Below are 21030 nucleotides of genomic sequence, written 5' to 3'. Positions count from 1 at the left end.
CCTTTCACTCTTATCGTCCAAGGCTGATCCTTGCTCAGGTTTAGCACCTTCTCCGCGCGTTGCGGCAGGTTGCTGGGTTTCACAGGGCCTGTCCCTCCACCAGCTCAGGATAAGAGTATCCGTTCAAGTGTCAATGTTACGAAATATCGCGCTTCGTGTCAACCCGTTTTCCTTCTAAAAACAAAACAATTTCTGTCTTCATTTTTTTCATTCTTTATTTTTTTCTTCCCTATTTAATAAGCACACATATTGATTAGTATTTCACAAAAAATATAAAAATAAACAAAAAAATCCCTCCAATAGTATAGATTATTAACGTCAATGTGTTATACTAATTTCATGTTAAGCAAACACATATAAAATTTGGATAAAGGATGGTCGTACACTATGAACTCTTTAACTGTTTCCAGCGAAATCGTCGAGCTGCTGAAAGGCTCAAACATTCTCGTTCAGCCTTCCGTACCTGTTCTTGTTGAAAAGGTGCTTAAACGCGGCGAAGGCATTTTAACCGCATCCGGTGCGGTTCGCGCCGAAACAGGCAAATATACGGGCCGCTCTCCGAAAGATAAGTTTATCGCCCTAGAAGCCTCTGTTAAAGACAAAATTGATTGGGGTTCAGTCAACCAGCCAATATCTGAAGAAGCGTTCAACCATTTGTACGAAAAAGTCGTCCGTCATTTGAAAGAAAAAGACGAACTGTTTGTTTTTAAAGGTTTTGCTGGTGCGGATGAAAAACACCGCTTGCCGATTCAAGTCGTCAATGAATATGCATGGCATAATCTATTTGCTCATCAACTGTTCATTCGCCCAACTGAAGAAGAACTTCACATGCACGAAGCGGGCTTCACGATTTTGTCGGCGCCTTCTTTCCAGGCAGATCCGCTTGTAGACGGTACTCATTCTGAAACATTCATTATCGTTTCATTTGAACAGCGCGTAATTTTAATTGGTGGAACAGAATATGCGGGCGAAATGAAAAAATCTATTTTCTCCGTTATGAACTACCTTCTTCCTGAAAACAATGTATTGTCGATGCACTGCTCGGCTAACGTCGGCTACGAAGGCGATGTTGCTTTGTTCTTCGGTCTTTCCGGCACAGGGAAAACAACTCTTTCCGCTGATCCGCACCGCCGCCTTATAGGGGATGATGAGCACGGCTGGTCTGCAAATGGCGTTTTCAACATCGAAGGCGGCTGCTACGCAAAGACAATTGGTTTAACACGGGAAAAAGAGCCGCAAATTTTTGATGCGATCCGCTTCGGTTCTGTTCTTGAAAATGTGGTCCTCAACCACGATACACGACTGCCAGATTACGACGATAACACATTGACCGAAAACACACGCGCCGCATATCCGCTTCAAGCGATTGACAACATTGTCGATCCGAGTGTAGCCGGTCATCCGAATACGATCATTTTCCTGACAGCAGATGCATTTGGCGTACTGCCTCCAATCAGCAAATTGTCGAAAGAGCAGGCAATGTATCACTTCTTGAGCGGTTACACATCAAAGCTTGCCGGAACGGAGCGCGGCATCACAAGCCCGCAAGCGACGTTCTCTACTTGCTTCGGTTCTCCATTCCTGCCGCTACAGGCAAACGTATACGCTGAAATGCTCGGCAAAAAAATTGATGAGCATAATGCACAAGTATTTTTAGTCAACACAGGCTGGACAGGCGGCGAGTACGGAACAGGCGAGCGTATGAAGCTTTCTTACACGCGCGCTATGATTCAGGCTGCACTAGAAGGTGAGCTGAATCATACTGAAACGTACAAAACAAAAGTGTTCGGCCTTGAAATCCCACTTCACGTACCGGGTGTCCCGGATGAGGTATTAATTCCGCGCAAAGCATGGGTGGACGAGGACACATTTATGGAAAAAGCAAAAGAATTGTCTGCCAAGTTCCGTAATAACTTCAAAAAATTCGCCGGTGTTGCTGTCGATATTGAGGAAAAAGGCGGGCCACTGCTTTAGAAAATAAGATCAAAGGCTAAGAGCGCGGCATCGTGCCGCAACGCCTTTATGACTCACCTCCTGCGGGTCCCATGCGGAAGGCTCCTAGGCTCCTTTAGCTGGCATCACCAATATCGTTCAAAAATATATACTTTCTTAATCTTTTCAAAAAAAGGACCCCAGGAATTATCCTGTGGTCCTTTTTTTGTTTAATTCGTTGACTTTAATGAAACGAGTGTATACGTGATTGTAGTGGAGTCCTGCTGCCATTCTACTTTTTTGATGAGCGCTGTGCCGCTTTGTTCACTGTCGATTGTTTTATGAACAGCGACAGGAATATCAATCGGGTACAATCGATAGCCGCTTTTTTTCAATACAAACCGGTTTTCTTCCTCCCGCACTTCGTTTCCTTTTGTGACAATCATTGTATTTAATTCCATCGGCATTCCCATCATTTGTCCCCCTTCATCCATTTCGCAATATGACCGACAATCTGCCGGTTGACTGCAGGTGGTATGTAATGATCATATTCGTCAAAATACATCGTTTCCGCATGTGGCACAGCTTGTTCCAGCCTATACGCATGCTCCGCCGATACATTTTTATCAAGCCGCCCATGAATGATCAACACGGGCGCTTTCATGCGGTGGGCATCACGTAATGGTGTCCGCCGCTCGTATTGCTCTGGCACTTTTTGCGGTGTCCCGCCAATGACACGCTTCATCATTCGGCGCATATCTTTTCGCTCTTCGTATGTGAGCGTCATATCCGACACGCCGCCCCACGTAACCATAGAGGCTGCCGGCCGATGAATCGCTGTTAAAATCGCCATGACGCCGCCTCGGGAAAAGCCGAAAACATGAACACAGCTGCTTCTCACACGCGGATGCTGTTCCAGCCAGTCAAATGCGCAAAAAGCGTCTTCTCGGTCATCTCCGGCAAAGTCTTCATTCCCTTCACCGCCGCGGTTACCCCTATAAAACGGCGCAAATACAATAAATCCTTCTGCTGCAAATTCGGCAATTCTAGCCGGCCTCACCATACCAACGCCTTTAATGCCGCCGCGCAAATATAAAAGTCCATCATAGCGCTCGTCATCAGCTGGTTCTGCTAAAAATCCTTTGACTGAAAGACCGGCAGATTCATACCGGACCATATAAAGACGAACATGTGGATTTGGCGATGGATACGGTGTGCAGGTCATCATACCAATCCCTTCCTTTTCACTTCAGACAACGCAAGCGCAATCATGTCATCTTTCATTAAAAACGAATAGCTGTCTTGAAAACGCACATGCAGCAAATCTTCTGTTTCAACGTAAGGACCGTCTGTTTCCAAATAATCGTCTTTCTTTTCTATATCCGTTACTTGCGCGAAAAAAACCGCTTTTAAAAAGGGCTTTTCCGGAACATTCACACAGTATTCACCAATGAAATGCAAGCCGGATATAACAGCACCTGTTTCTTCAGCTACTTCCCGGCGGGCTGCGGCTTCAAGTGCTTCACCCGGCTCTATTCTTCCGCCGGGACATTCAATTCCGCGCACCTTGTGCTTCGTTAAAAGCCATGCTTGTTCTTTTCGGCATAAGACGAGAACGTGAGACGGTGTTTGACCGAATGCACCTTTTTCAAACGTCATTGTAACGGTATAGCCATTTTCGTCCGTAAATATACGCAACCGGCATCCCTCACCCTTGCTTGCTTTCTCTCTATTATACGTCATTTCTCCATTTTTTTATATACTCACGCGCCTCATCATCCCCGAGTTCATATATTTTTTCATACACGGCCGTCATGTGCCGGTCATATTGGTCGTTGTCGGCATCTTCATGATACGGAATGGCCGGGAGATGTGCCCGCCAAAACGTACCGAAATCAGCACCATTCATCCCGTTCAAAAGCTCTCGCAACGATCGGATTTCTTTTTCATTGGCGAAAACACGAAAATTCCAAGGCGATACATCAGGCTGCGACTGGATTTCCCCACTGGCAACTTGAATATAATAAGGCTGCTTTTCCACATGAATCTCCTCCTTTTTACAGGATGCTCTCTTTTCTTTTCATTCATTCAACGAAAAAAAGTTGGAATATGATAACGTTTTCATGTATAACTATATATATATTCTTGAAAAGGAGGCACAGCGATGAAATTCGTGGATGAGTTATTTGAACTATATCGTGGCCGGCTGCAGGGAACGGAAGACGACCTCGATATGATCACGCTGACCGTTCTGGGCGAAATGTCTGAAGCGGATATATTGTCGGTCATTGGAGAAATGCCGAAAGACGAGCTTGCCTGGCTGTTCCGAGTGTATTTGTACGAAGGGTTAAAAGAAAAGTTTAATCAAGATCAGATTCCGGTTCGTCACAATCGCCAATTTCATTAATACATAAAAAAAAGCGGAGAAGCAAATTCTCCGCTTTTTTGTTGCCATTCATCGATTCGTCAATTATTTTTCAAGAAACGATTTCAGCATCCATACGTGTTTTTCAAGACTTTGGTGAATCGCAAGAAGCATATCTCCCGTTGTTTCATCGCCCACTTCATCCGCAAGGTCCATCGCTTCTTTTAACTCGCCTGTCAGCGTAGTGAAATCATCTACAATAGATTGAACCATTTCTTCCGCTGACTCTTTTCCTTCCGCTTCTTTTATACTTGATTTTTCCAGTGATTCTTTAAGCGTTGCAATCGGTTTTCCGTTCAGCGCTAGTAGACGCTCCGCCAATTCATCAATATGAACGCTCGCTTCCGTATAAAGCTCTTCGAATTTTGTATGAAGAGTGAAGAATTGCGGTCCTTTTACATACCAATGGTAGTTATGAAGCTTCGTGTACAGAACCGTCCAGTTTGAAACCTGTTTGTTTACGCTGTTAATTAGTTTTTTTGACATAAAAAAATCCCCTCCAGCTTGTATGTAATTTATACCGATACTTACATTATACCCGCCTTGTGCGAAAGTAAACAAAAACGTGTTACACTATGAAAAAGGAGGATCTTTCATGTCGACTATGATCATTGTCGTTATTATATCTATTATCGTTGTTCTGGTTGTGCTTGCTTTATCCGTTTTAACAATTAATAAAGGGTACAGCTACAAGCACACAATCGACCCGCCGAAACGCAATTCATCTGATGAGACGCGTGAAGATAAATGAAAAAGTTGTTCTTGCTTTTAATCCGTTTTTATCAAAAAGTACTGTCACCATTGAAACCGCCGACATGCCGCTTTTATCCAACCTGCTCTCATTATGGACATGAAGCTGTTCAAAGACACGGGGCGTTGAAAGGCGGGCTGCTTACTACGATCCGTATTTTAAAATGCCACCCCTTTCATCCAGGCGGCTTTGATGAAGTTCCTGAAAAATGGCCAAAAAAAAAATCAGACCTCGGCTGATTTTTTTTCGGGATGGCTGAACAGCTCTTTTTGCTCAAAGCCGGCCACTCCTGCTGTAATGTTTGCCGGGAAACGACGGAGAGCTTCATTTAATTGGTTAGCTTGTGTATTGTAAGCACAGCAGGCGTTCGGCATTTCCGCTATCAAATTCTCAGCTTGGGCACGAAGACGAATATAGGATGCAGATGTTCGAAGACGTGGACAGCGCTCAGCAGATGCAATCATTTGACCTGACAGCTTATCCAGCTTTTCACACAGCCGCACCTTTTCCTCGATGGGCATATAATCAAAGCGGTCATGTAAAGCGGTCATTTCTGCTAAAATCCCTTGTGCATCAAGGTCATAAGCGGCTACTTTTTCCGCCCATTTCGCATGCACCTCTACTCGTTTTTTCATAAAAAGATCCACATCACGAAACGAATCATTAAGTTTCACATGAAGATCTTCCAAACATCGCTTTTTGCGGATAAACAGAAAAAAAGTGAGAGCCGCCACGGTACATGCCATCCAAATTACAACTTCCATAGGCTGCACCTCTTTTCTGTTTTGCTTACTCCTTTTTACTTCTTTTCCCCAAAAAAGTTTCAATAAAACGACAATTCAGACAAAATAAACAGTTTCTTTTTTGTTTTCGAGCCATTTTCTGTTGATTTCATAACCAATCCCGGCTTTTTTAGACAGCTGAATGCGGCCCTTTTCGACAAAAATACCTGGTTCAATGACGTCTTCTTCCCAATAGTAATCCGTAGACATGATATCACCCGGGATTGTAAATCCCGGAAGCGAGGCGAGAGCAATGTTATGAGCGCGTGAAATACCAAATTCAATCATCCCCCCTGCCCATATGTCCACATTTTGCCGAAGACAGCAGTCGTGAATGCGTTTCGCTTCCGATAAACCGCCAACGCGGCTGAATTTAAGATTGATAACCTGACAGGCTCCCATTTCAAGTGCACAAACTGTATCATGAAGCGACCGGATGCTCTCATCTAAACAGACAGGCGTGTGGAGTACTTTTTGCAGCTTCGCATGATCCCACATATCATCTACAGAAAAAGGCTGCTCGATCATCATGAGCCCAAAATCATCCAGCTTTTTTAAATGATCCTTATCTTGTATAGAGTACGCAGAATTGGCGTCTGCCATTAATGATATGTGAGGATATGATTGACGGATTGCTGTTAACAAAGAAATATCCTCTTCACGGCTGATTTTCACTTTGATTCGTTCATAACCCGCCTCAATGAATGTATGAATTCGCTCTAACATTTCATTTATTGTATTTCCGGCTGCTACTGCTCCGACCGGAATCGACGTGCGTGTTCCGCCTAATACCTCAAAAAGCGGTTTGTTTACCTGTTTCGCATATAAATCCCAAATAGCCGACTCTACTCCTGCTTTAGCCATTCGATTGCCCCGGACCACAGAAAATAGATGAGCGATTTTTTCCGGATGATTGATTTGGCTGTCTTTAAGCAGTGGGAATAAAAGATTTTTAATGATGTGCCATTCCGTTTTGACTGTTTCTTCGGTATACCACGGCGTGGAAAAAGCAGACGCCTCTCCCCAGCCGACTATTCCGTGCTCATCTTCTGCTTCAATAATAATCGCTTCCCGCTTCGTTACCGTTTCCAAATGTGTATGAAATGGCTTTTTAAGCGGCATTGAAACGACATACATCTTCAGTTTTTTAATCTTCATCCTGTCCACTCCATTGCTTCGCCAGCTCACGCCGAAGCAGCTTGTTTGCAGCATTTTTTGGCAGTGTGTCCACTTTCACAAAATAAGCGGGTACTTTATAGCGGGCCAGCTTTTCCCGGCAAAAATCGATTAGTTCTTCTTCAGAAATCGGTTCTTTGTTTACATAAAAAGCGGCCGGCACGCTTCCCCATTGGTCATTTGGCACACCGGTGACGCCCGCTTCAAGAATCGCTGGATGTCCAGTCAGCACAGACTCAATCTCAGCTGGATAAATATTTTCTCCTCCGGAAATGATTAAGTCGGAGCGACGGTCCAGCACATATAAAAAACCATCTTCATCGAGACGGCCAATATCGCCCGTTCGAAACCAGCCATGTTGAAAAGCTTGTTTATTGGCCTCTGGACGATTTAAATAGCCCGGTGTCACATTTGGACCACTTACCAGAATTTCACCTTCATCTGCTCTGTCAATTTTGACCGCACACGGAAATAATGGCTTTCCTGCTGAACCGAGCTTTCGAAGTGAATCTTCTGGCGTAAGTGTAACAATTTGGGACGCTGTTTCAGTCATGCCGTACGTTTGGAAAACGGGAATTCCTTTCGCTTTACATGCTTCAAGAATGGGAACAGGCGCCGGCCCGCCGCCAAGAAGCATACAGCGCAGACGAGAACTGTAATCACCCTCCAGCTCATGCAGCATCGCTGAAAGCATCGCCGTCACGACAGACATCATTGTTACATTACCTGATTTCAACAGTTGATTCACACGTTCTGGTTCAAATTTTCCCATTAAGTGTACTTCCATGCCATACAGTACACTTTTCATCAGAATTGAATAGCCCGAAATATGAAAAAGGGGCACAGCACAAAGCCAGGTGTCATCTGAATGAAGACCAAGGTTTAGCGCGGAAGCCGTAGCACTCATATAATGATTTCCATACGTTTGAATGACTCCTTTTGGGCGGCCGGTCGTACCTGATGTATACATAATGGAACATGTTTCATCCAAGGAAAATGTCTGACGTGTTTCAGCAGGTGCAACGCCCTCAATGCCGGTTATGCAAAAAGACCGCACTCTGGAAATAAGCTGTGCTTTTTCAGTGTGTTCCTGATCGTACAGCAAATAAACCGCCTTCGCATCATGAAGCTGCCAGGCGATTTCATCCGTTGTCAGCCGGCTGTTCAACATAACAGCCGTCGCACCAATCTGCTGGAGCGCATATATAGTAAATACGGTTTCAGGCCGGTTTGCTGCCAGTATACCGCAATAGTCACCCTTTTTAATACCTGCTGAATATAATCGGTCTGCTGTCCGGCGTGTTTCATCGAACAGCTGGGAGAACGTCCATTTTTGTTCATTGAAAACAAGCGCGCTCCGATCTGGTGTTAAAAAAGCGCGCTGCTTCAGCCAGTTCGGCATATTCATTACCATCATCCTTTCCACCTGAAAAAAGAGTGTCCATAAAGTGGACACCCTTTTTCTTATTGCTTACGGAAATCTCGGGAATTGGCCGAAGTCCGGATCGCGTTTTTCTTTAAATGAATCGCGTCCTTCTTTTGCTTCATCCGTTGTGTAATAAAGAAGTGTCGCATCGCCTGCAAACTGCTGGAGTCCTGCAAGGCCATCTGTATCCGCGTTCATTGCTGCTTTAATAAAGCGAAGTGCCGTCGGGCTCTTCTCAAGCATTTCTTCCGCCCATTGCACCGTTTCTTCTTCCAGCTTTTCAAGCGGTACAACGGTGTTGACAAGACCCATATCGAGCGCTTCTTGTGCGTTGTACTGACGGCAAAGGAACCAAATTTCACGCGCTTTTTTATGTCCGACAATGCGGGCAAGATAACCTGAACCATACCCAGCATCAAATGAGCCGACTTTTGGACCTGTTTGGCCGAACACCGCATTGTCCGCTGCAATCGTTAAATCACATACAACGTGAAGCACGTGGCCGCCGCCGATCGCATAACCCGCTACCATCGCGATAACCGGTTTTGGAATGACACGGATCAAGCGTTGCAAGTCGAGCACATTTAAGCGTGGAATCTCATCCTCTCCAACATAGCCGCCGTGCCCGCGCACTTTCTGGTCGCCGCCGGAGCAAAATGCTTTTCCACCTTCTCCTGCTAAAATAATAACGCCAATTTTTGAATTATCACGCGCACGAGCAAATGCATCAATCATTTCCATGACCGTTTTCGGACGAAATGCGTTATGTACTTCCGGACGATTAATCGTCACTTTGGCAATGCCATTATACGTTTCATACTTAATATCTTCATATTCACGTTCTTTTACCCAATTAACTGCCATCTTCTTTTCCTCCTTTTATGTTCGACAAAAACGTCTTTACTATTGTACCAAATTTTCCACGTTGCTCCACATGAATTGCATGACCGGCTTCATCAAATTCAATCCATTCGCAAAAAGGGATCAATTCGCTCATTTGACGGGCGATGCCAGTAAACTTTTTATCTTTTGTGCCAGTGAGAAGCAATACAGGCATATTCAGACCGGAAAGCCGGTCCCAGTAGGATGGCTGCCTTCCTGTTCCCATCTGGCGAAGCGATGATGCAAGTCCTTCTATTGACTGCTTCAAGCGCTCAGAACGAATGGTTTCCCGTATGGGCACCGACAACGCTTTTTGCGAGTCAAACATCGGAATGTTTTCCCAAAAATCGACGAATGAAGCAATGCCGCCTTTTTCAATCTTTTGCGCCAGCTTCTCATCCGAAGATCTTCTTGCCGCGCGTTCCTGCTCGTTTTGAAGTCCAGGTGAAGTGCTCTCAAGGACGAGAGAGCGGACAGCTTCAGGGTGTAGAAGTGCCAGAGCCAAAGCCAGCCGCCCGCCCATTGAATAGCCAACAAGATGAAAAGCTGTAAATCCTATTTTGTCCATCATTTGCTTTAATGCTTCAGCTTCGGCTTCAAGGTTGGCTGAAAGGCGTGTTGTCTGTCCATGACCGGCGAGATCCGGCATAATCAGTTGAAATGGGAGAAGCTTTTCCATCCCATCCCACGTGCCGGAGCTTCCGGTGAACCCATGCAAGAAAAGCACAGGTTCTCCCTCTCCTTTTATGTGAAAAAAAAACATCATTGAATTACCTTTTTTGCTGCTTCAATTGCATTCTGCCATAGCTTACGATGAATAGCTGTATTTTCTGCCCGGTCTGTAAACGCTTCTAAAATGGTTACGCCTTCACGTTTTTCCGTTAGTTCTTTCTCCAGCTGGGCAGCACTTGTAATCGGAACATAATGACAGCCATACAATGCCGCTGCATGATTAAACTTTAAGCCGGACGGTGTACCAAACAGCCTCTCAAAATGCTTTTGTTCACCCGCTTGCGGCAAATAAGAAAAAATACCGCCGCCATCGTTGTTCATGATAAGAACCGTCATCGACAAGCCGTTCATTTTCGCCGCCAGCAGTCCGTTTACATCGTGGAAAAAAGATAAATCGCCCATGACAGCAAAAACAGTCTCACCGCTCGCTGCAATACCAAGCGCCGTCGAGACGAGTCCATCAATGCCATTCGCACCGCGATTTCCATGAAGGCGGACATTTTGTTCTCCTGAAAATAAAAACGAATCAAGGTCTCGGATCGGCATACTGTTGCCCGTAAAAACAGAAGCACCGTTCGGCACTGCCTGCAAAAAACGTCGGAACAAAGCCCCTTCATCCATCCCTTCCGCTTTTTTCATTTCAGATCGGGCTGCTTCGTTCACGTCTTGCCATATTTCGTGCCAATCGGATGGCTTCTGCTCCAGCCGATTAGCCATTTCATTGCAAAAAGCTGATTCATCGACGTTGATCATATGCGTTGCGATGTGTGACGGATCACGCCAGCCTCCATCCGCATCGATAATTACTTGCGGAATATCGTGGTGGCGTTTCATAAAGAGCATAAGCGCTTTAGACACTGGCAGTGCACCGAACCGAATAATCGCTTCCGGTTTTAATGCGTCCTTTACTTCATCATCGCGTAAAAAAGCGTCATAGCTGTCGATCACTTTATCATTTTTCCGAAGCTGCGAAAGCGGGTCAGCAACAATTGGCCAGCCTGTTTTTTCGGAAAGTGACACAATGGCAGCAGCAGCTCCCGGTTTCATGATTTCACCTGCGACAATAAGCCCTTTTTCAACTTGGACCGCTTGGGCAATGTCATCCATCATAATTGGATCCGGCACTTTTTTACCAGAAATCAGCCGGACTGGTGCCGGGATTGACATTCGTTCATAAACGCCATCATAATCCGGCATCAGCGGCTCCCGGTACGGAAAGTTCAAATGAACTGGTCCAGCGGGGGCAGTAAGTGATTCAAACACAGCGCGCGCGCCTTGTGTGCGAACATATTGTAAAGTCGTTTCCGCTGCTTCCGGCATCGCCATTTCCGCAAACCATTTTGCCGTATGTCCATACAAATGAAGCTGATCAATCGTTTGCGGTGCGCCAACGTCGCGAAGTTCCGGCGGGCGGTCCGATGTCAATACAATAAGCGGAACCCGTGAAATTTTTGCTTCAGCGACAGCTGGCATGTAATTTGCCGCTGCCGTGCCCGACGTACACAAAAGCGCAACCGGATTTTGCGAAGCTTTCGCCAAACCGAGCGCAAAAAAGCCGGCCGACCGTTCATCTACTTGAATAAAGGTACGCAGCCGCGGATGCTCTTCCATTAACAAAGCCATCGGTGTTGAGCGGGAGCCCGGGCTGATGACTGCCACCTTGACGCCAGAGCGGACGAGGCTGTCGATAAAATGCGCGTTATACTGCGTCATATTGTCTTGATGGTTACTCATTGCCGCCTCCAATCGCCCGCAGCATCGGCCGCAGTTTCATATTTGTTTCATCAAGCTCTGTTTCCGGATTGGAGTCCGGCACGACCCCGCAGCCTGCATATAAAAAGGCTTCATTTTGCACAATCAGCCCGGAACGGATAGCGACGGCAAACTCGCCATTTTTTCGGTAGTCCATCCAGCCGACCGGTGCCGCATAAAAACCGCGATCCATTTCTTCTAACTCACGAATGACCCTGAGTGCTTTCTCACCTGGCAGCCCGCCTAATGCAGGTGTTGGATGAAGTGTTTCCACAAATCGCAAAATCGAATCTTCTTCATTTGCTTCGCCAACAACCGGTGTATACAAATGCTGGATGTCTCTTACCTTCATGACGACCGGTGCATCCGGTACCGTCACACGCCGGCACATCGACTGCATTTCCTGGCGAATCATTTGCACAACATAGTCATGTTCAATCCGATTTTTGTCATCATGCAATAGCGCTTCAGCTAGTTCTGTGTCTTCCAGCTCTGTTGCACCACGGGCAGTTGAACCGGCCAGGCACGTCGTCAATACAATTTGAGACTGCTTTTTCACAAGCCTTTCCGGAGAAGCGCCTAAAAAGCAACTGTCCATTGCTTCAATTGAGAAAACAAAGCTGTCTGGCTGTCCTTCATTCAAACGCCGAAGAATGCGGTCAGATGATACCGTTCCATCAAAAGCCGCTGTTACTTTCCGAGCGAGCACGACTTTTTTCAATTCGGTATCTGTTTCGATTTCATCGACAGCAGCCTGAACCGACTTCTTCCAAGCAGCTGTATTACCGGCACGAAGCTCCATCAGCACCGCTTCTTTTTCAGATGGACGCTTCATATCCGATAAGATCGCATGCTTTCGTTCTTCAATTCGGTCAAACAAAAGACTTGAATCCACGTCCTCACAAACTACATTGACAGTCACATATGTTTCACCACCATAAACCGTCATCATCAATTCCGGCACATAAAAAAAAGAAGGCGCAAACCGGGACCATTCTTCTCCTTGAGGCCGCATCGGATCAAAAGAAAAACCGCCAAATGCGACAGGACCTGTTCCATAAATATCATACGGGTTGTGTATCGACGAACGGTCTATAAATGCATCCCACTGCGATTCCACATCCGCAAAACGGCCGAAACTTGCGCTTTGGATGGTCCGGACACTTCCCAATCCGGCAATGATCCGCTCGCCGTCGCGGTCTTTAAAATAAAACCGCTCTCCTTTATACCATTCTTTTCCGTTTTCATAAAAACGGATCGGATCGCCTTTTTCTACTTTTTCTACATAGCTGAACAAAGTCGAACTGTTTATATCATTTATAAAATCAACAAAGGCCCCTTTAAGCGGATGCCCCTTTATCATAGCCAATGAAATCCCTCCATTGTGCCGACCACATACGGTCAAACTTCTTTAGCCTCTTATTTTACAGGGCATTAAGACGTTGCGGCAAATGCCGCGCTCTTTATCTTTACTCTTTATTATATACCACTTATATCACATTTTCATTTCTGAATGACAATGTTCGATTTTTCCGAAAACATTCCGGACGGCTGCAATATTGAAAAATGATTGACACTTTTGGTTCCGTTTTCTACACTTGATAAAGGACATTTGTTTAATCGTTCACAATGATGGATTGGGAGAGAAGAATAATGAATCAAACCCCTTCGGCGGATACCGGTTTTCAAATATGGTGGCAGCTTATGCGGCCTCATACGTTAACCGCTGCGTTCGTGCCGGTTTTTCTCGGGACAGCGCTCGCCATTGCGCATACAGACCTGCACGTTCCCTTGTTTTTAGCCATGATGACCGCGTCCCTGCTCATCCAGGCAGCAACAAATATGTTTAATGAATACTTTGATTTTAAGCGTGGCCTCGATACGGAGAAATCGATTGGCATTGGCGGCGCCATCGTCCGGAACGGTGTAAAGCCAAAAACCGTGCTGAATATGGCATTTGCTTTCTTTGGCATTGCTCTTTTGCTTGGTATTTACATTTGCGCCGTTTCTTCCTGGTGGATTGGCTTAATCGGGTTAATCTGCATGGCTGTTGGCTACTTGTATACGGGCGGCCCGCTTCCAATTGCCTATACCCCATTTGGTGAAGCCGCGTCCGGATTTTTTATGGGCGGCGTCATTATTTACATTTCATTTTTCATTCAAACTGGCTTTCTTTCAATGACAGCTGTATTATTTTCGGTTCCGATTATTTTACTCGTGGGTGGCATTAATTTGGCAAACAATATTCGGGACCGTGTTGGCGATAAAGAAGCCGGACGGAAAACGATCGCTATTTTAATTGGCCATGACCGTGCTGTTATGCTTCTCGCTGCTTCGTTTGTCATTGCATTTCTGTGGATAATTGTTTTATTGTTTACAGATCTAGGCTCTTTTTGGCTGTTTCTTTCATATTTAAGTATTCCGAAAGCGATCAAATCCATTAATGGGTTTAAAGAAAAATCAAATCCGCTTCACATGATGCCTGCGATGAAAGCGACTGCGCAGACAAACACGATTTACGGATTTCTGTTAGCAACCGGCCTATGCATCAGCTACCTTTTTTAACCCGATCCTTCCAATCGGGTTTTTTTTTATGACAAAACGGTTATAGAGAGATATAGATGAAAGGATGAGGCGACTTATGTTGACGAAAGAACAATTGATTGAATTGAAGCAGGAACTGCTCCGCCAAAAACAACAGCTGACTGAACAGCTTGAGCAAGATGAAGAGAATCAAGATGTTGGTGACCTGTCTTCATACGCCAATCATCCGGCCGATACGGGCACCGAGCTGTATGAGCGTGAGCGGGATAAAGCGCTTGACGAGCACCGCCGCGTGGAACTCGAAAAAATTGATGCCGCTCTTGCAGCAATGAAAGAAGGTACATACGGCATTTGCAAAAAAAGCGGCGAAGAAATTCCTTTTGAACGGCTACAGGCTGTTCCAACCACTCTTTATTCGGTTGAGAACTCTCCTGATCAGACTCCCGAGACTGACCGCGTGCCGGAAGACCGTATCTCTCACCCGGATGACGGGATTGACAGCTTCAGTGACGCAGCAAACGATGGGACATCTGAAACGCCATCGGACTTCAGTGAAGACAAAGAAAATTACAATGAATTGTATAAAGAAGAGGAAGACGAAAAAAATCCAGCGACGTAACCGCCGCTGGATTTTTTTAAATGTGCCAAATATCTTTCGCATACTCCTTGATCGTCCGGTCACTGGAAAAAATGCCGGAGCCACTAATATTGTGAACCATCATTTTGCGCCATCGTTCTGGATCGTCTGCATAAATACGCCCGGCTTCTTCTTGCGCCTTTCGGTACGATTCAAAATCTTTCAAGACAAAATATTGATCATTTTCCCCTAACAGAGAGTCGTAAATAACGCCAAACAGCCCCTTATCATCAAGCGTGCCATCCACCAACTGGTCAAGCGTTCGGCGAATAAGCGGATCATGATGATAATAATCCATAGAACGGTAGCCGCCTTCTTTATCATACGCCATAACTTCTTCCGCTTTCAGCCCAAAAATGAAAATATTATCCGGACCTGTCTGTTCTAAAATCTCCACGTTTGCTCCATCCAGCGTCCCCATTGTAAGCGCACCATTCATCATAAATTTCATGTTGCCGGTACCTGATGCTTCTTTACTCGCCGTGGAAATTTGTTCACTTAGATCCGCCGCCGGAATAATATCTTCCGCAAGCGAAACACGGTAATTTTCCATAAAGACAACCGTAATCAGCCCTTTTGTTGCTGGATCGTTGTTCACCAGATCGGCGACTGAATGAATTAACTTAATAATCCGCTTCGCATAAAAGTAGCCTGGCGATGCTTTGGCACCGAAAATAAACGTGCGCGGCGCCATTTGATAAGAAGAATCGGCTTTTACTTTATTATACAGCGCCAAAATATGAAGGACATTTAACAGCTGTCGCTTGTACGCATGAAGCCTTTTTACCTGTACATCAAAAATAGATGTTGGATCGACTTTAATACCATTCTGGTCAAAAATACGCTTCGCCAAAATTTCTTTCCGCTTCGTTTTTACATTCCATAGCTTTTCAAGGAATGCGGAATCGTTTGCATAAGGTGCAAGTTTGGACAGCTCAGCAGCATCCTTTTGAAACCCGTTACCAATTGTATCTGTCAAAAGAGAAGTCAATTCCGGATTCGCTTTTAGCAACCAGCGGCGATGGGTAATCCCGTTTGTTTTATTATTAAATTTTTCCGGCTGGAATTGATAAAAATCATTCATTTCACGGTTTTTCAAAATTTCGGTATGAAGCCAGGCTACACCATTTACACTATGGCTGCCGGCAATCGCTAAATGTGCCATCCGAACTTCACTATTGGCAACTATCGCCATTTTCTCAATTAGATTCCATTCTCCTGGATACTCTTCCCACAAACTTTTACAAAACCGTTCATTAATTTCTTCTACGATCATGAAAATGCGCGGTAAAAGTGGCTTGAAAATCCGAATCGGCCAACGTTCCAGTGCTTCTGAAAGCGTCGTATGGTTTGTATAAGCAAAGGTTCTTTCCGTAATATACCATGCGGCATCCCATGAAAGTTGATATTCATCCAACAACAAACGCATCAATTCTGGAATTGCCAAAACCGGATGTGTATCGTTAATATGAATAGCCACATGTTCATGCAAATCCTTCAGCTCACCGCCATTGCCGAGAAATCGGCGCAAAATCGAGCGAATACTCGCAGAAACGAGAAAATACTGCTGTTTTAAGCGCAAAATTTTCCCTTCGTCATTGGAATCATCCGGGTATAAAAATTCAGAGATGGCTTCTGTTTCCCGCTTGTATTTTAGCACATCGTGCATCGGTGTCATTGTCGACATTTCCGCACTCCATAGACGCAATGTATTGATCGTTTCGCCGCCATAACCAACAACTGGCATATCGTGCGGAACTGCCCTTACATATTCTGCATCTACGTGGCGAAATTTGGTGCCTTCTTCACGTTCAATAACATCTACACTGCCCCAAAACGGGACATCTACCGATAAATCCGACTTTCGTACTTCCCAGACATATCCATAACTAAGCCAATTTTCTGGCAGCTCCATTTGAAAGCCATCTACCATTTTTTGCTCAAATAAGCCGTGTTTATAACGAATACCACATCCGTGACCAGGCAAGTTTAAAGAAGCAAGCGAGTCTAAAAAACAGGCAGCAAGACGACCAAGGCCGCCATTTCCAAGCGCGGCATCCGGCTCAATCTCCTCAAGCTCGTCAAGTGGAATGCTTAAATCAGCCAGCCACGTTTCAAGCGTTTCATATAAACCAAGATTGATTAAATTTTGTCCGAGCAGGCGGCCAAGCAAAAATTCAATGGATAAATAATACACTTGCTTATCGCCTTTCCGATAACGCTCGTTCGTCTCAATCCATTCGGTGCTAATATGTTCCCGCACCATACTGCTAAGTGTGACAAACTGCTGAGCACGTGTTGACTCTTGAAAGCTGACACTATAGGATTGCTCCAGCCGCTTTTTAAACGAATCCTGAAACGCTTTTTTATCAGAAAACATGACTTTCCCTCCTGTTGGATACATCCTCATACAGTTTCATATACGCTTTTGCAGATTGCGACCAGCTGTAGTCTGCTTGCATTGCACTCTCGACAATTTTCGCCCAGACTGCGGGCTCTTCTTGATAAAGATATAGAGCACGCTGGTATGTATTCAGCATGTCATGCGCATTGAAATTCCTAAATGAAAAGCCATTGCCTTCCCCTGTTTCTTCATTGTACGAACGAACCGTATCGTTTAAGCCGCCCGTTTCCCGAACAAGCGGGAGAGAACCATATTTCATCGCAATTAATTGTCCAAGGCCGCATGGTTCAAACTGAGAAGGCATTAAAAACAAATCGGATCCTGCATAAATTTGATGCGCTAGCTTTTCGTTAAACCCAATATAAGAGCGAACCTTTTCCGGGTATACCCACTCCATCTCACGAAAGAAATGCTCAAATTCCGGGTCTCCACTGCCAAGCAGGATGAATTGAACATCTTTCCGGATCATTTCATGGAATACATGGCGAACGAGATCAAGCCCTTTTTGTTTTGTCAGACGTGAGATCAACCCAACAACTGGAACATCTTCACGTAACGGCAAATGGAAAAACTCTTGAAGTCGGCGCTTGTTTTCTCCTTTTCCAGACATATCATCGACGCTGTAGGGTTCAATCGCTTCATTCGTTTCCGGGCTGTAAATCGAATAATCGAGCCCGTTTAAGATGCCGGTTAAATCGTCCTGCCGTTCTTGAAGTACGCCTTCAAGCTGCTCACCAAAATAGGGATTTAAAATTTCATTCCTGTATGTTGGGCTGACGGTCGTAATTTCATCGGAAGCGACAAGTGCTCCTTTCATAAAATTCGCATTCCCATTAAATTCAAGCTGTCCTGTCTGATAGTGCTGGCTATGTAAGTTTAATAAATCTGTCACAGCCTGAGGTGGAAAGATGCCTTGAAACATTAAATTATGAATAGTGAAAATCGAGCGGATTTTTTCATATCCCGGGCGATGCTGATGCTCAACCTTGAGCATAAACGGAATCATTGCAGTATGCCAATCGTGACAGTGCAGAATATCCGGGAAAAAGTCAAGCTGATACAATGAATCTAGAACCGCTCTCGTAAAATAAGAAAAACGTTCCCCATCGTCGTAATGACCATATAAACTATCTCTTCTAAAATAATAAAGGTTGTCGACAAAATAATAGGTGACACCATCCTGCTCTAGCTCAAAAACAGCACAATATTGATTACGCCAACCGACAGGCACGGTAAAAACCGCCACTTGTTTCATTTCTTTTTCATATTTTTCGGAAATAAGACCGTATTTCGGCATAATAACCCGCACGTCTACTCCCATTTTGGCTAATTCTTTTGGAAGGGCGCCTGCCACATCCGCAAGCCCCCCTGATTTAACAAACGGTACACACTCTGAGACCGCAAATAAAACTTTCACGAGTTTGCCACCGCTCTTTCAACAGATCCTTTTTTTATAACAAGTGGATTGTCCGGTGTCCCGCGCAGCACGGCACCGTCTTCTATTGATACGTCTTTGTCAAGAATCACATGTTCTAAAATACAATTTTGACCTATTTTACTTTTTTGCATAACAATGCTGTTTTTCACTGTTGAATTTTTCCCGACGGTTACCGCACGGAACACAATACTATGATTTACTTCTCCTTCAATAATGCAGCCATTCGCAATCATGGCATTTGTTACATATGAACCTGCTAAATAATTTGTTGGTGGTTCATCTTTAACTTTTGTATAAATTGGCTGAAACTCATTAAACAACTCGCTCCATTTATCTTTTTCAAGCAGCTGCATGCTCGTTTGATAATAATCGCCAACGGATTTTATCCGCTTTAGAAAACCTTCAAATTCATATTGGCATTTTGTTAGTGAAGAGCTAGAATCTTCGACGACATTCTGTACGGATTGATAGCCGGTTTCATTACGATTTTTAATTAAATCAAGCAAAAGACCCAATGATAAAAGATAAATATGGGCAGATTCGCCTTTATGGACAATTTCTAAAATATCGCATTTTTCATTAATGAACCGGTCCAACGCAGGCGCAAAGTCCATGTTCGCTATAGTAGTACAATTTGACAAAAGGACATATTTTTGATCACTGCGGTTGAAATAATCAAGGTGTTCCGCCAGTCGGCTAAACTGCCCTTCTTTTGCAGGGGCCGGGAAGAAAAAAAGCCCATCGCGCTTGCGATTCAAATCCCAGTCTTTCCCAGAACCTAAATGATCCATTAATGAACGGTATGGAGACCGTGGAAAAATGGCTACACTTTGAATGTCCGAATTGACCATATTGGATAACACGAAATCAATAAGCCGATATCGTCCCGCAAATGGAATGGCCGCAGGAGAGCGGTGAGCTGCGAGCTCACCCATCTCTCCCGGGAGCATTGTTGCATCAATGACACCAAGCATCGATTTTTTCATTAGGCTTCCTCCACTCTTGTCTGTTGTTCAGCGAACTCTGCTAAAAAGGATTCTGTTATGAGCAAGATGTCATTAGAATTATTTCGAATGACTGTGTTTTCCGGTACTTCCAAGTCACTCATAACGATTGCCCGTTCAAGAAAAGAACCGCGGCCAATACGGGCATTCGGCATAACCACACATTCTTTAATAATCGTATCTTCTTCTACTTCTACTCCCTGGAACATGACTGACTGCTCAATCGATCCATCAATTACGCAGCCTTCGTTCACAAGTGAGTGCTTTACTTTTGCCTGCATTCCGATAATTTGAGGCGGCTGATTTGGATTGACCGAATAAATACGCCACGAATGTTCAAACAAATTTAAATCCTGCTCGTCATCGAGTAAGTCCATATTTGCTTCCCATAGGCTTTTTACTGTTCCTACGTCTTTCCAGTATCCTTTAAAAGGATAAGCCATGAGTTTCAACTCATCTGCAAGCATCGCCGGAATAACATCTTTGCCGAAATCATTCGATGAATCTGGATTGCTTTCATCCATTTCTAAATATTTGCGAAGAACTGACCATTTAAAGATGTAAATCCCCATAGAAGCCAGGTTGCTTTCCGGTTTTTCAGGCTTTTCATCGAAGCGTGTTACATTATATTCGTCGTCCGTATTCATAATTCCGAAGCGGCTTGCCTCGTCCCAAGGCACTTCAATTACAGAAATCGTGACATCGGCTTGTTTTTCAACATGATAATCAAGCATTGTGTCATAATTCATTTTATAAATATGATCACCAGATAAAATAAGGACGTACTCGGGGTCATATTGTTTAATATAATTTAAATTTTGATAAATGGCGCTTGCTGTGCCAGAATACCATTTCACTTCAGACGATTCACTGTAAGGAGGTAAAACGGTTACTCCGCCGTTTTTACGGTCAAGATCCCAGGCGCTTCCAATTCCAATGTATGAATTTAACACAAGTGGTTGATACTGTGTTAATACACCAACTGTATGGATACCTGAATTTACACAATTAGATAGCGGGAAATCAATAATACGGTATTTTCCACCGAATGGCACCGCTGGTTTCGCAAGGCTCTCCGTCAATTCTTTTAAACGGCTTCCTTTTCCTCCAGCCAGAAGCATTGCTACACATTTTTGTTTTGCCAT

The 21030-nt window shown here is 44.6% G+C and carries 22 protein-coding genes and 1 riboswitch; of the genes, 6 read left to right on the top strand and 16 right to left on the bottom strand.

All coding sequences use genetic code 11. The features are described 5' to 3' along the window. Nucleotides 1–7: 7 nt before the first annotated feature. Nucleotides 8–116, bottom strand: a riboswitch (SAM riboswitch). Nucleotides 117–387: 271 nt separating this feature from the next. Then, nucleotides 388–1974: a phosphoenolpyruvate carboxykinase (ATP) gene (gene pckA / locus VQ00_RS02600; RefSeq protein WP_046178520.1), complete on the top strand. Its 1587-nt coding sequence runs from the start codon at nucleotides 388–390 to the stop codon at nucleotides 1972–1974. A 188-nt stretch (nucleotides 1975–2162) separates the two neighbouring features. On the opposite strand, the gene VQ00_RS02595 is transcribed toward pckA, so the two are convergent. Genes VQ00_RS02595 through VQ00_RS02580 form a run of 4 tightly spaced genes read right to left on the bottom strand, consistent with a single transcriptional unit; the run spans nucleotide 2163 to nucleotide 3973 of the window. Next, the gene (locus VQ00_RS02595; protein WP_046178519.1) at nucleotides 2163–2405 is read right to left on the bottom strand and encodes a DUF2584 domain-containing protein; all 243 of its coding nucleotides are present in this window, start codon (nucleotides 2403–2405) and stop codon (nucleotides 2163–2165) included. Continuing rightward, nucleotides 2405–3160, bottom strand: coding sequence for an alpha/beta hydrolase family protein (locus VQ00_RS02590; RefSeq protein ID WP_046178518.1), 756 nt, complete (start codon nucleotides 3158–3160; stop codon nucleotides 2405–2407). The genes VQ00_RS02595 and VQ00_RS02590 overlap by 1 nt, the downstream gene beginning before the upstream one ends. Next, nucleotides 3157–3630, bottom strand: a complete 474-nt coding sequence (gene ytkD, locus VQ00_RS02585; protein WP_245618001.1) for an RNA deprotection pyrophosphohydrolase — start codon at nucleotides 3628–3630, stop codon at nucleotides 3157–3159. The genes VQ00_RS02590 and ytkD overlap by 4 nt, the downstream gene beginning before the upstream one ends. A gap of 34 nt (nucleotides 3631–3664) precedes the next feature. Continuing rightward, nucleotides 3665–3973 (bottom strand): hypothetical protein, encoded by a 309-nt coding sequence (locus VQ00_RS02580; protein ID WP_046178516.1) that lies wholly within the window; start codon nucleotides 3971–3973, stop codon nucleotides 3665–3667. Between the two features lie 123 nt (nucleotides 3974–4096). Here VQ00_RS02580 and VQ00_RS02575 point away from each other — a divergent pair, with 123 nt between their 5' ends. Further along, entirely contained in the window at nucleotides 4097–4339 is a 243-nt protein-coding gene (locus VQ00_RS02575) for a DUF6154 family protein (RefSeq protein WP_046178515.1), read from the top strand. A 63-nt stretch (nucleotides 4340–4402) separates the two neighbouring features. Here VQ00_RS02575 and VQ00_RS02570 read toward each other — a convergent pair whose 3' ends face one another. Next, complete coding sequence (locus VQ00_RS02570; RefSeq protein ID WP_046178514.1) at nucleotides 4403–4843, bottom strand: Dps family protein; 441 nt, start codon at nucleotides 4841–4843, stop codon at nucleotides 4403–4405. 118 nt (nucleotides 4844–4961) lie between these two features. Between VQ00_RS02570 and ytzI the strand changes: the two genes are divergently transcribed. Together ytzI and yidD are read left to right on the top strand one after the other, a co-directional pair. Next, complete coding sequence (gene ytzI / locus VQ00_RS17935) at nucleotides 4962–5108, top strand: YtzI protein (RefSeq protein WP_082091460.1); 147 nt, start codon at nucleotides 4962–4964, stop codon at nucleotides 5106–5108. Next, nucleotides 5105–5347 carry a membrane protein insertion efficiency factor YidD gene (gene yidD, locus VQ00_RS02565; protein WP_046178513.1) on the top strand — a complete coding sequence of 81 codons (243 nt, stop codon included), beginning with the start codon at nucleotides 5105–5107 and terminating at the stop codon, nucleotides 5345–5347. Before ytzI ends, yidD begins: the two co-directional genes overlap by 4 nt. On the opposite strand, the gene VQ00_RS17605 is transcribed toward yidD, so the two are convergent. From VQ00_RS17605 to VQ00_RS02530, 7 genes are all read right to left on the bottom strand, one after another. Further along, a complete protein-coding gene (locus VQ00_RS17605; RefSeq protein WP_052728291.1) occupies nucleotides 5333–5872 on the bottom strand; it encodes a LemA family protein in 540 nt (179 codons plus the stop codon). The two genes, yidD and VQ00_RS17605, sit on opposite strands and share 15 nt — an antisense overlap. Nucleotides 5873–5947: 75 nt before the next feature. Continuing rightward, nucleotides 5948–7048: an o-succinylbenzoate synthase gene (menC, locus tag VQ00_RS02555; protein WP_046178512.1), complete on the bottom strand. Its 1101-nt coding sequence runs from the start codon at nucleotides 7046–7048 to the stop codon at nucleotides 5948–5950. Beyond that, on the bottom strand, nucleotides 7038–8480 hold the full coding sequence (locus VQ00_RS02550) for an o-succinylbenzoate--CoA ligase (protein ID WP_046178511.1): 1443 nt from the start codon (nucleotides 8478–8480) through the stop codon (nucleotides 7038–7040). Before VQ00_RS02550 ends, menC begins: the two co-directional genes overlap by 11 nt. Nucleotides 8481–8537: 57 nt before the next feature. Further along, complete coding sequence (gene menB, locus VQ00_RS02545; RefSeq protein WP_046178510.1) at nucleotides 8538–9356, bottom strand: 1,4-dihydroxy-2-naphthoyl-CoA synthase; 819 nt, start codon at nucleotides 9354–9356, stop codon at nucleotides 8538–8540. Next, nucleotides 9346–10140 (bottom strand): 2-succinyl-6-hydroxy-2,4-cyclohexadiene-1-carboxylate synthase, encoded by a 795-nt coding sequence (gene menH, locus VQ00_RS02540; protein ID WP_046178509.1) that lies wholly within the window; start codon nucleotides 10138–10140, stop codon nucleotides 9346–9348. Before menH ends, menB begins: the two co-directional genes overlap by 11 nt. Beyond that, entirely contained in the window at nucleotides 10137–11840 is a 1704-nt protein-coding gene (gene menD, locus VQ00_RS02535) for a 2-succinyl-5-enolpyruvyl-6-hydroxy-3-cyclohexene-1-carboxylic-acid synthase (RefSeq protein ID WP_046178508.1), read from the bottom strand. Before menD ends, menH begins: the two co-directional genes overlap by 4 nt. Further along, complete coding sequence (locus VQ00_RS02530) at nucleotides 11833–13221, bottom strand: isochorismate synthase (RefSeq protein WP_046178924.1); 1389 nt, start codon at nucleotides 13219–13221, stop codon at nucleotides 11833–11835. Before VQ00_RS02530 ends, menD begins: the two co-directional genes overlap by 8 nt. A 290-nt stretch (nucleotides 13222–13511) precedes the next feature. Here VQ00_RS02530 and VQ00_RS02525 point away from each other — a divergent pair, with 290 nt between their 5' ends. Then, the gene (locus VQ00_RS02525) at nucleotides 13512–14423 is read left to right on the top strand and encodes a 1,4-dihydroxy-2-naphthoate polyprenyltransferase (protein WP_082091440.1); all 912 of its coding nucleotides are present in this window, start codon (nucleotides 13512–13514) and stop codon (nucleotides 14421–14423) included. Nucleotides 14424–14499: 76 nt separating this feature from the next. After that, nucleotides 14500–15021 carry a TraR/DksA C4-type zinc finger protein gene (locus tag VQ00_RS02520; RefSeq protein ID WP_052728289.1) on the top strand — a complete coding sequence of 174 codons (522 nt, stop codon included), beginning with the start codon at nucleotides 14500–14502 and terminating at the stop codon, nucleotides 15019–15021. Nucleotides 15022–15037: 16 nt separating this feature from the next. Here the strand turns inward: VQ00_RS02520 and VQ00_RS02515 are convergent, their stop codons facing one another. The 4 genes from VQ00_RS02515 to VQ00_RS02500 are packed head-to-tail and all read right to left on the bottom strand — an operon-like array spanning nucleotide 15038 to nucleotide 21030. Then, on the bottom strand, nucleotides 15038–17419 hold the full coding sequence (locus tag VQ00_RS02515) for a glycogen/starch/alpha-glucan phosphorylase (RefSeq protein WP_046178507.1): 2382 nt from the start codon (nucleotides 17417–17419) through the stop codon (nucleotides 15038–15040). Further along, nucleotides 17409–18860 carry a glycogen synthase GlgA gene (gene glgA, locus VQ00_RS02510; protein ID WP_046178506.1) on the bottom strand — a complete coding sequence of 484 codons (1452 nt, stop codon included), beginning with the start codon at nucleotides 18858–18860 and terminating at the stop codon, nucleotides 17409–17411. The genes VQ00_RS02515 and glgA overlap by 11 nt, the downstream gene beginning before the upstream one ends. After that, complete coding sequence (locus VQ00_RS02505) at nucleotides 18857–19867, bottom strand: GlgC family sugar phosphate nucleotidyltransferase (RefSeq protein ID WP_046178505.1); 1011 nt, start codon at nucleotides 19865–19867, stop codon at nucleotides 18857–18859. The genes glgA and VQ00_RS02505 overlap by 4 nt, the downstream gene beginning before the upstream one ends. Further along, complete coding sequence (locus VQ00_RS02500) at nucleotides 19867–21030, bottom strand: glucose-1-phosphate adenylyltransferase (protein ID WP_046178504.1); 1164 nt, start codon at nucleotides 21028–21030, stop codon at nucleotides 19867–19869. The genes VQ00_RS02505 and VQ00_RS02500 overlap by 1 nt, the downstream gene beginning before the upstream one ends.

Source organism: Domibacillus tundrae (assembly GCF_000970675.1).
GTDB lineage: Bacteria > Bacillota > Bacilli > Bacillales > Domibacillaceae > Domibacillus > Domibacillus tundrae.
The sequence above is the reverse complement of the archived record's forward strand: the minus strand, read 5'-3'. Positions and strand labels throughout refer to the sequence as shown.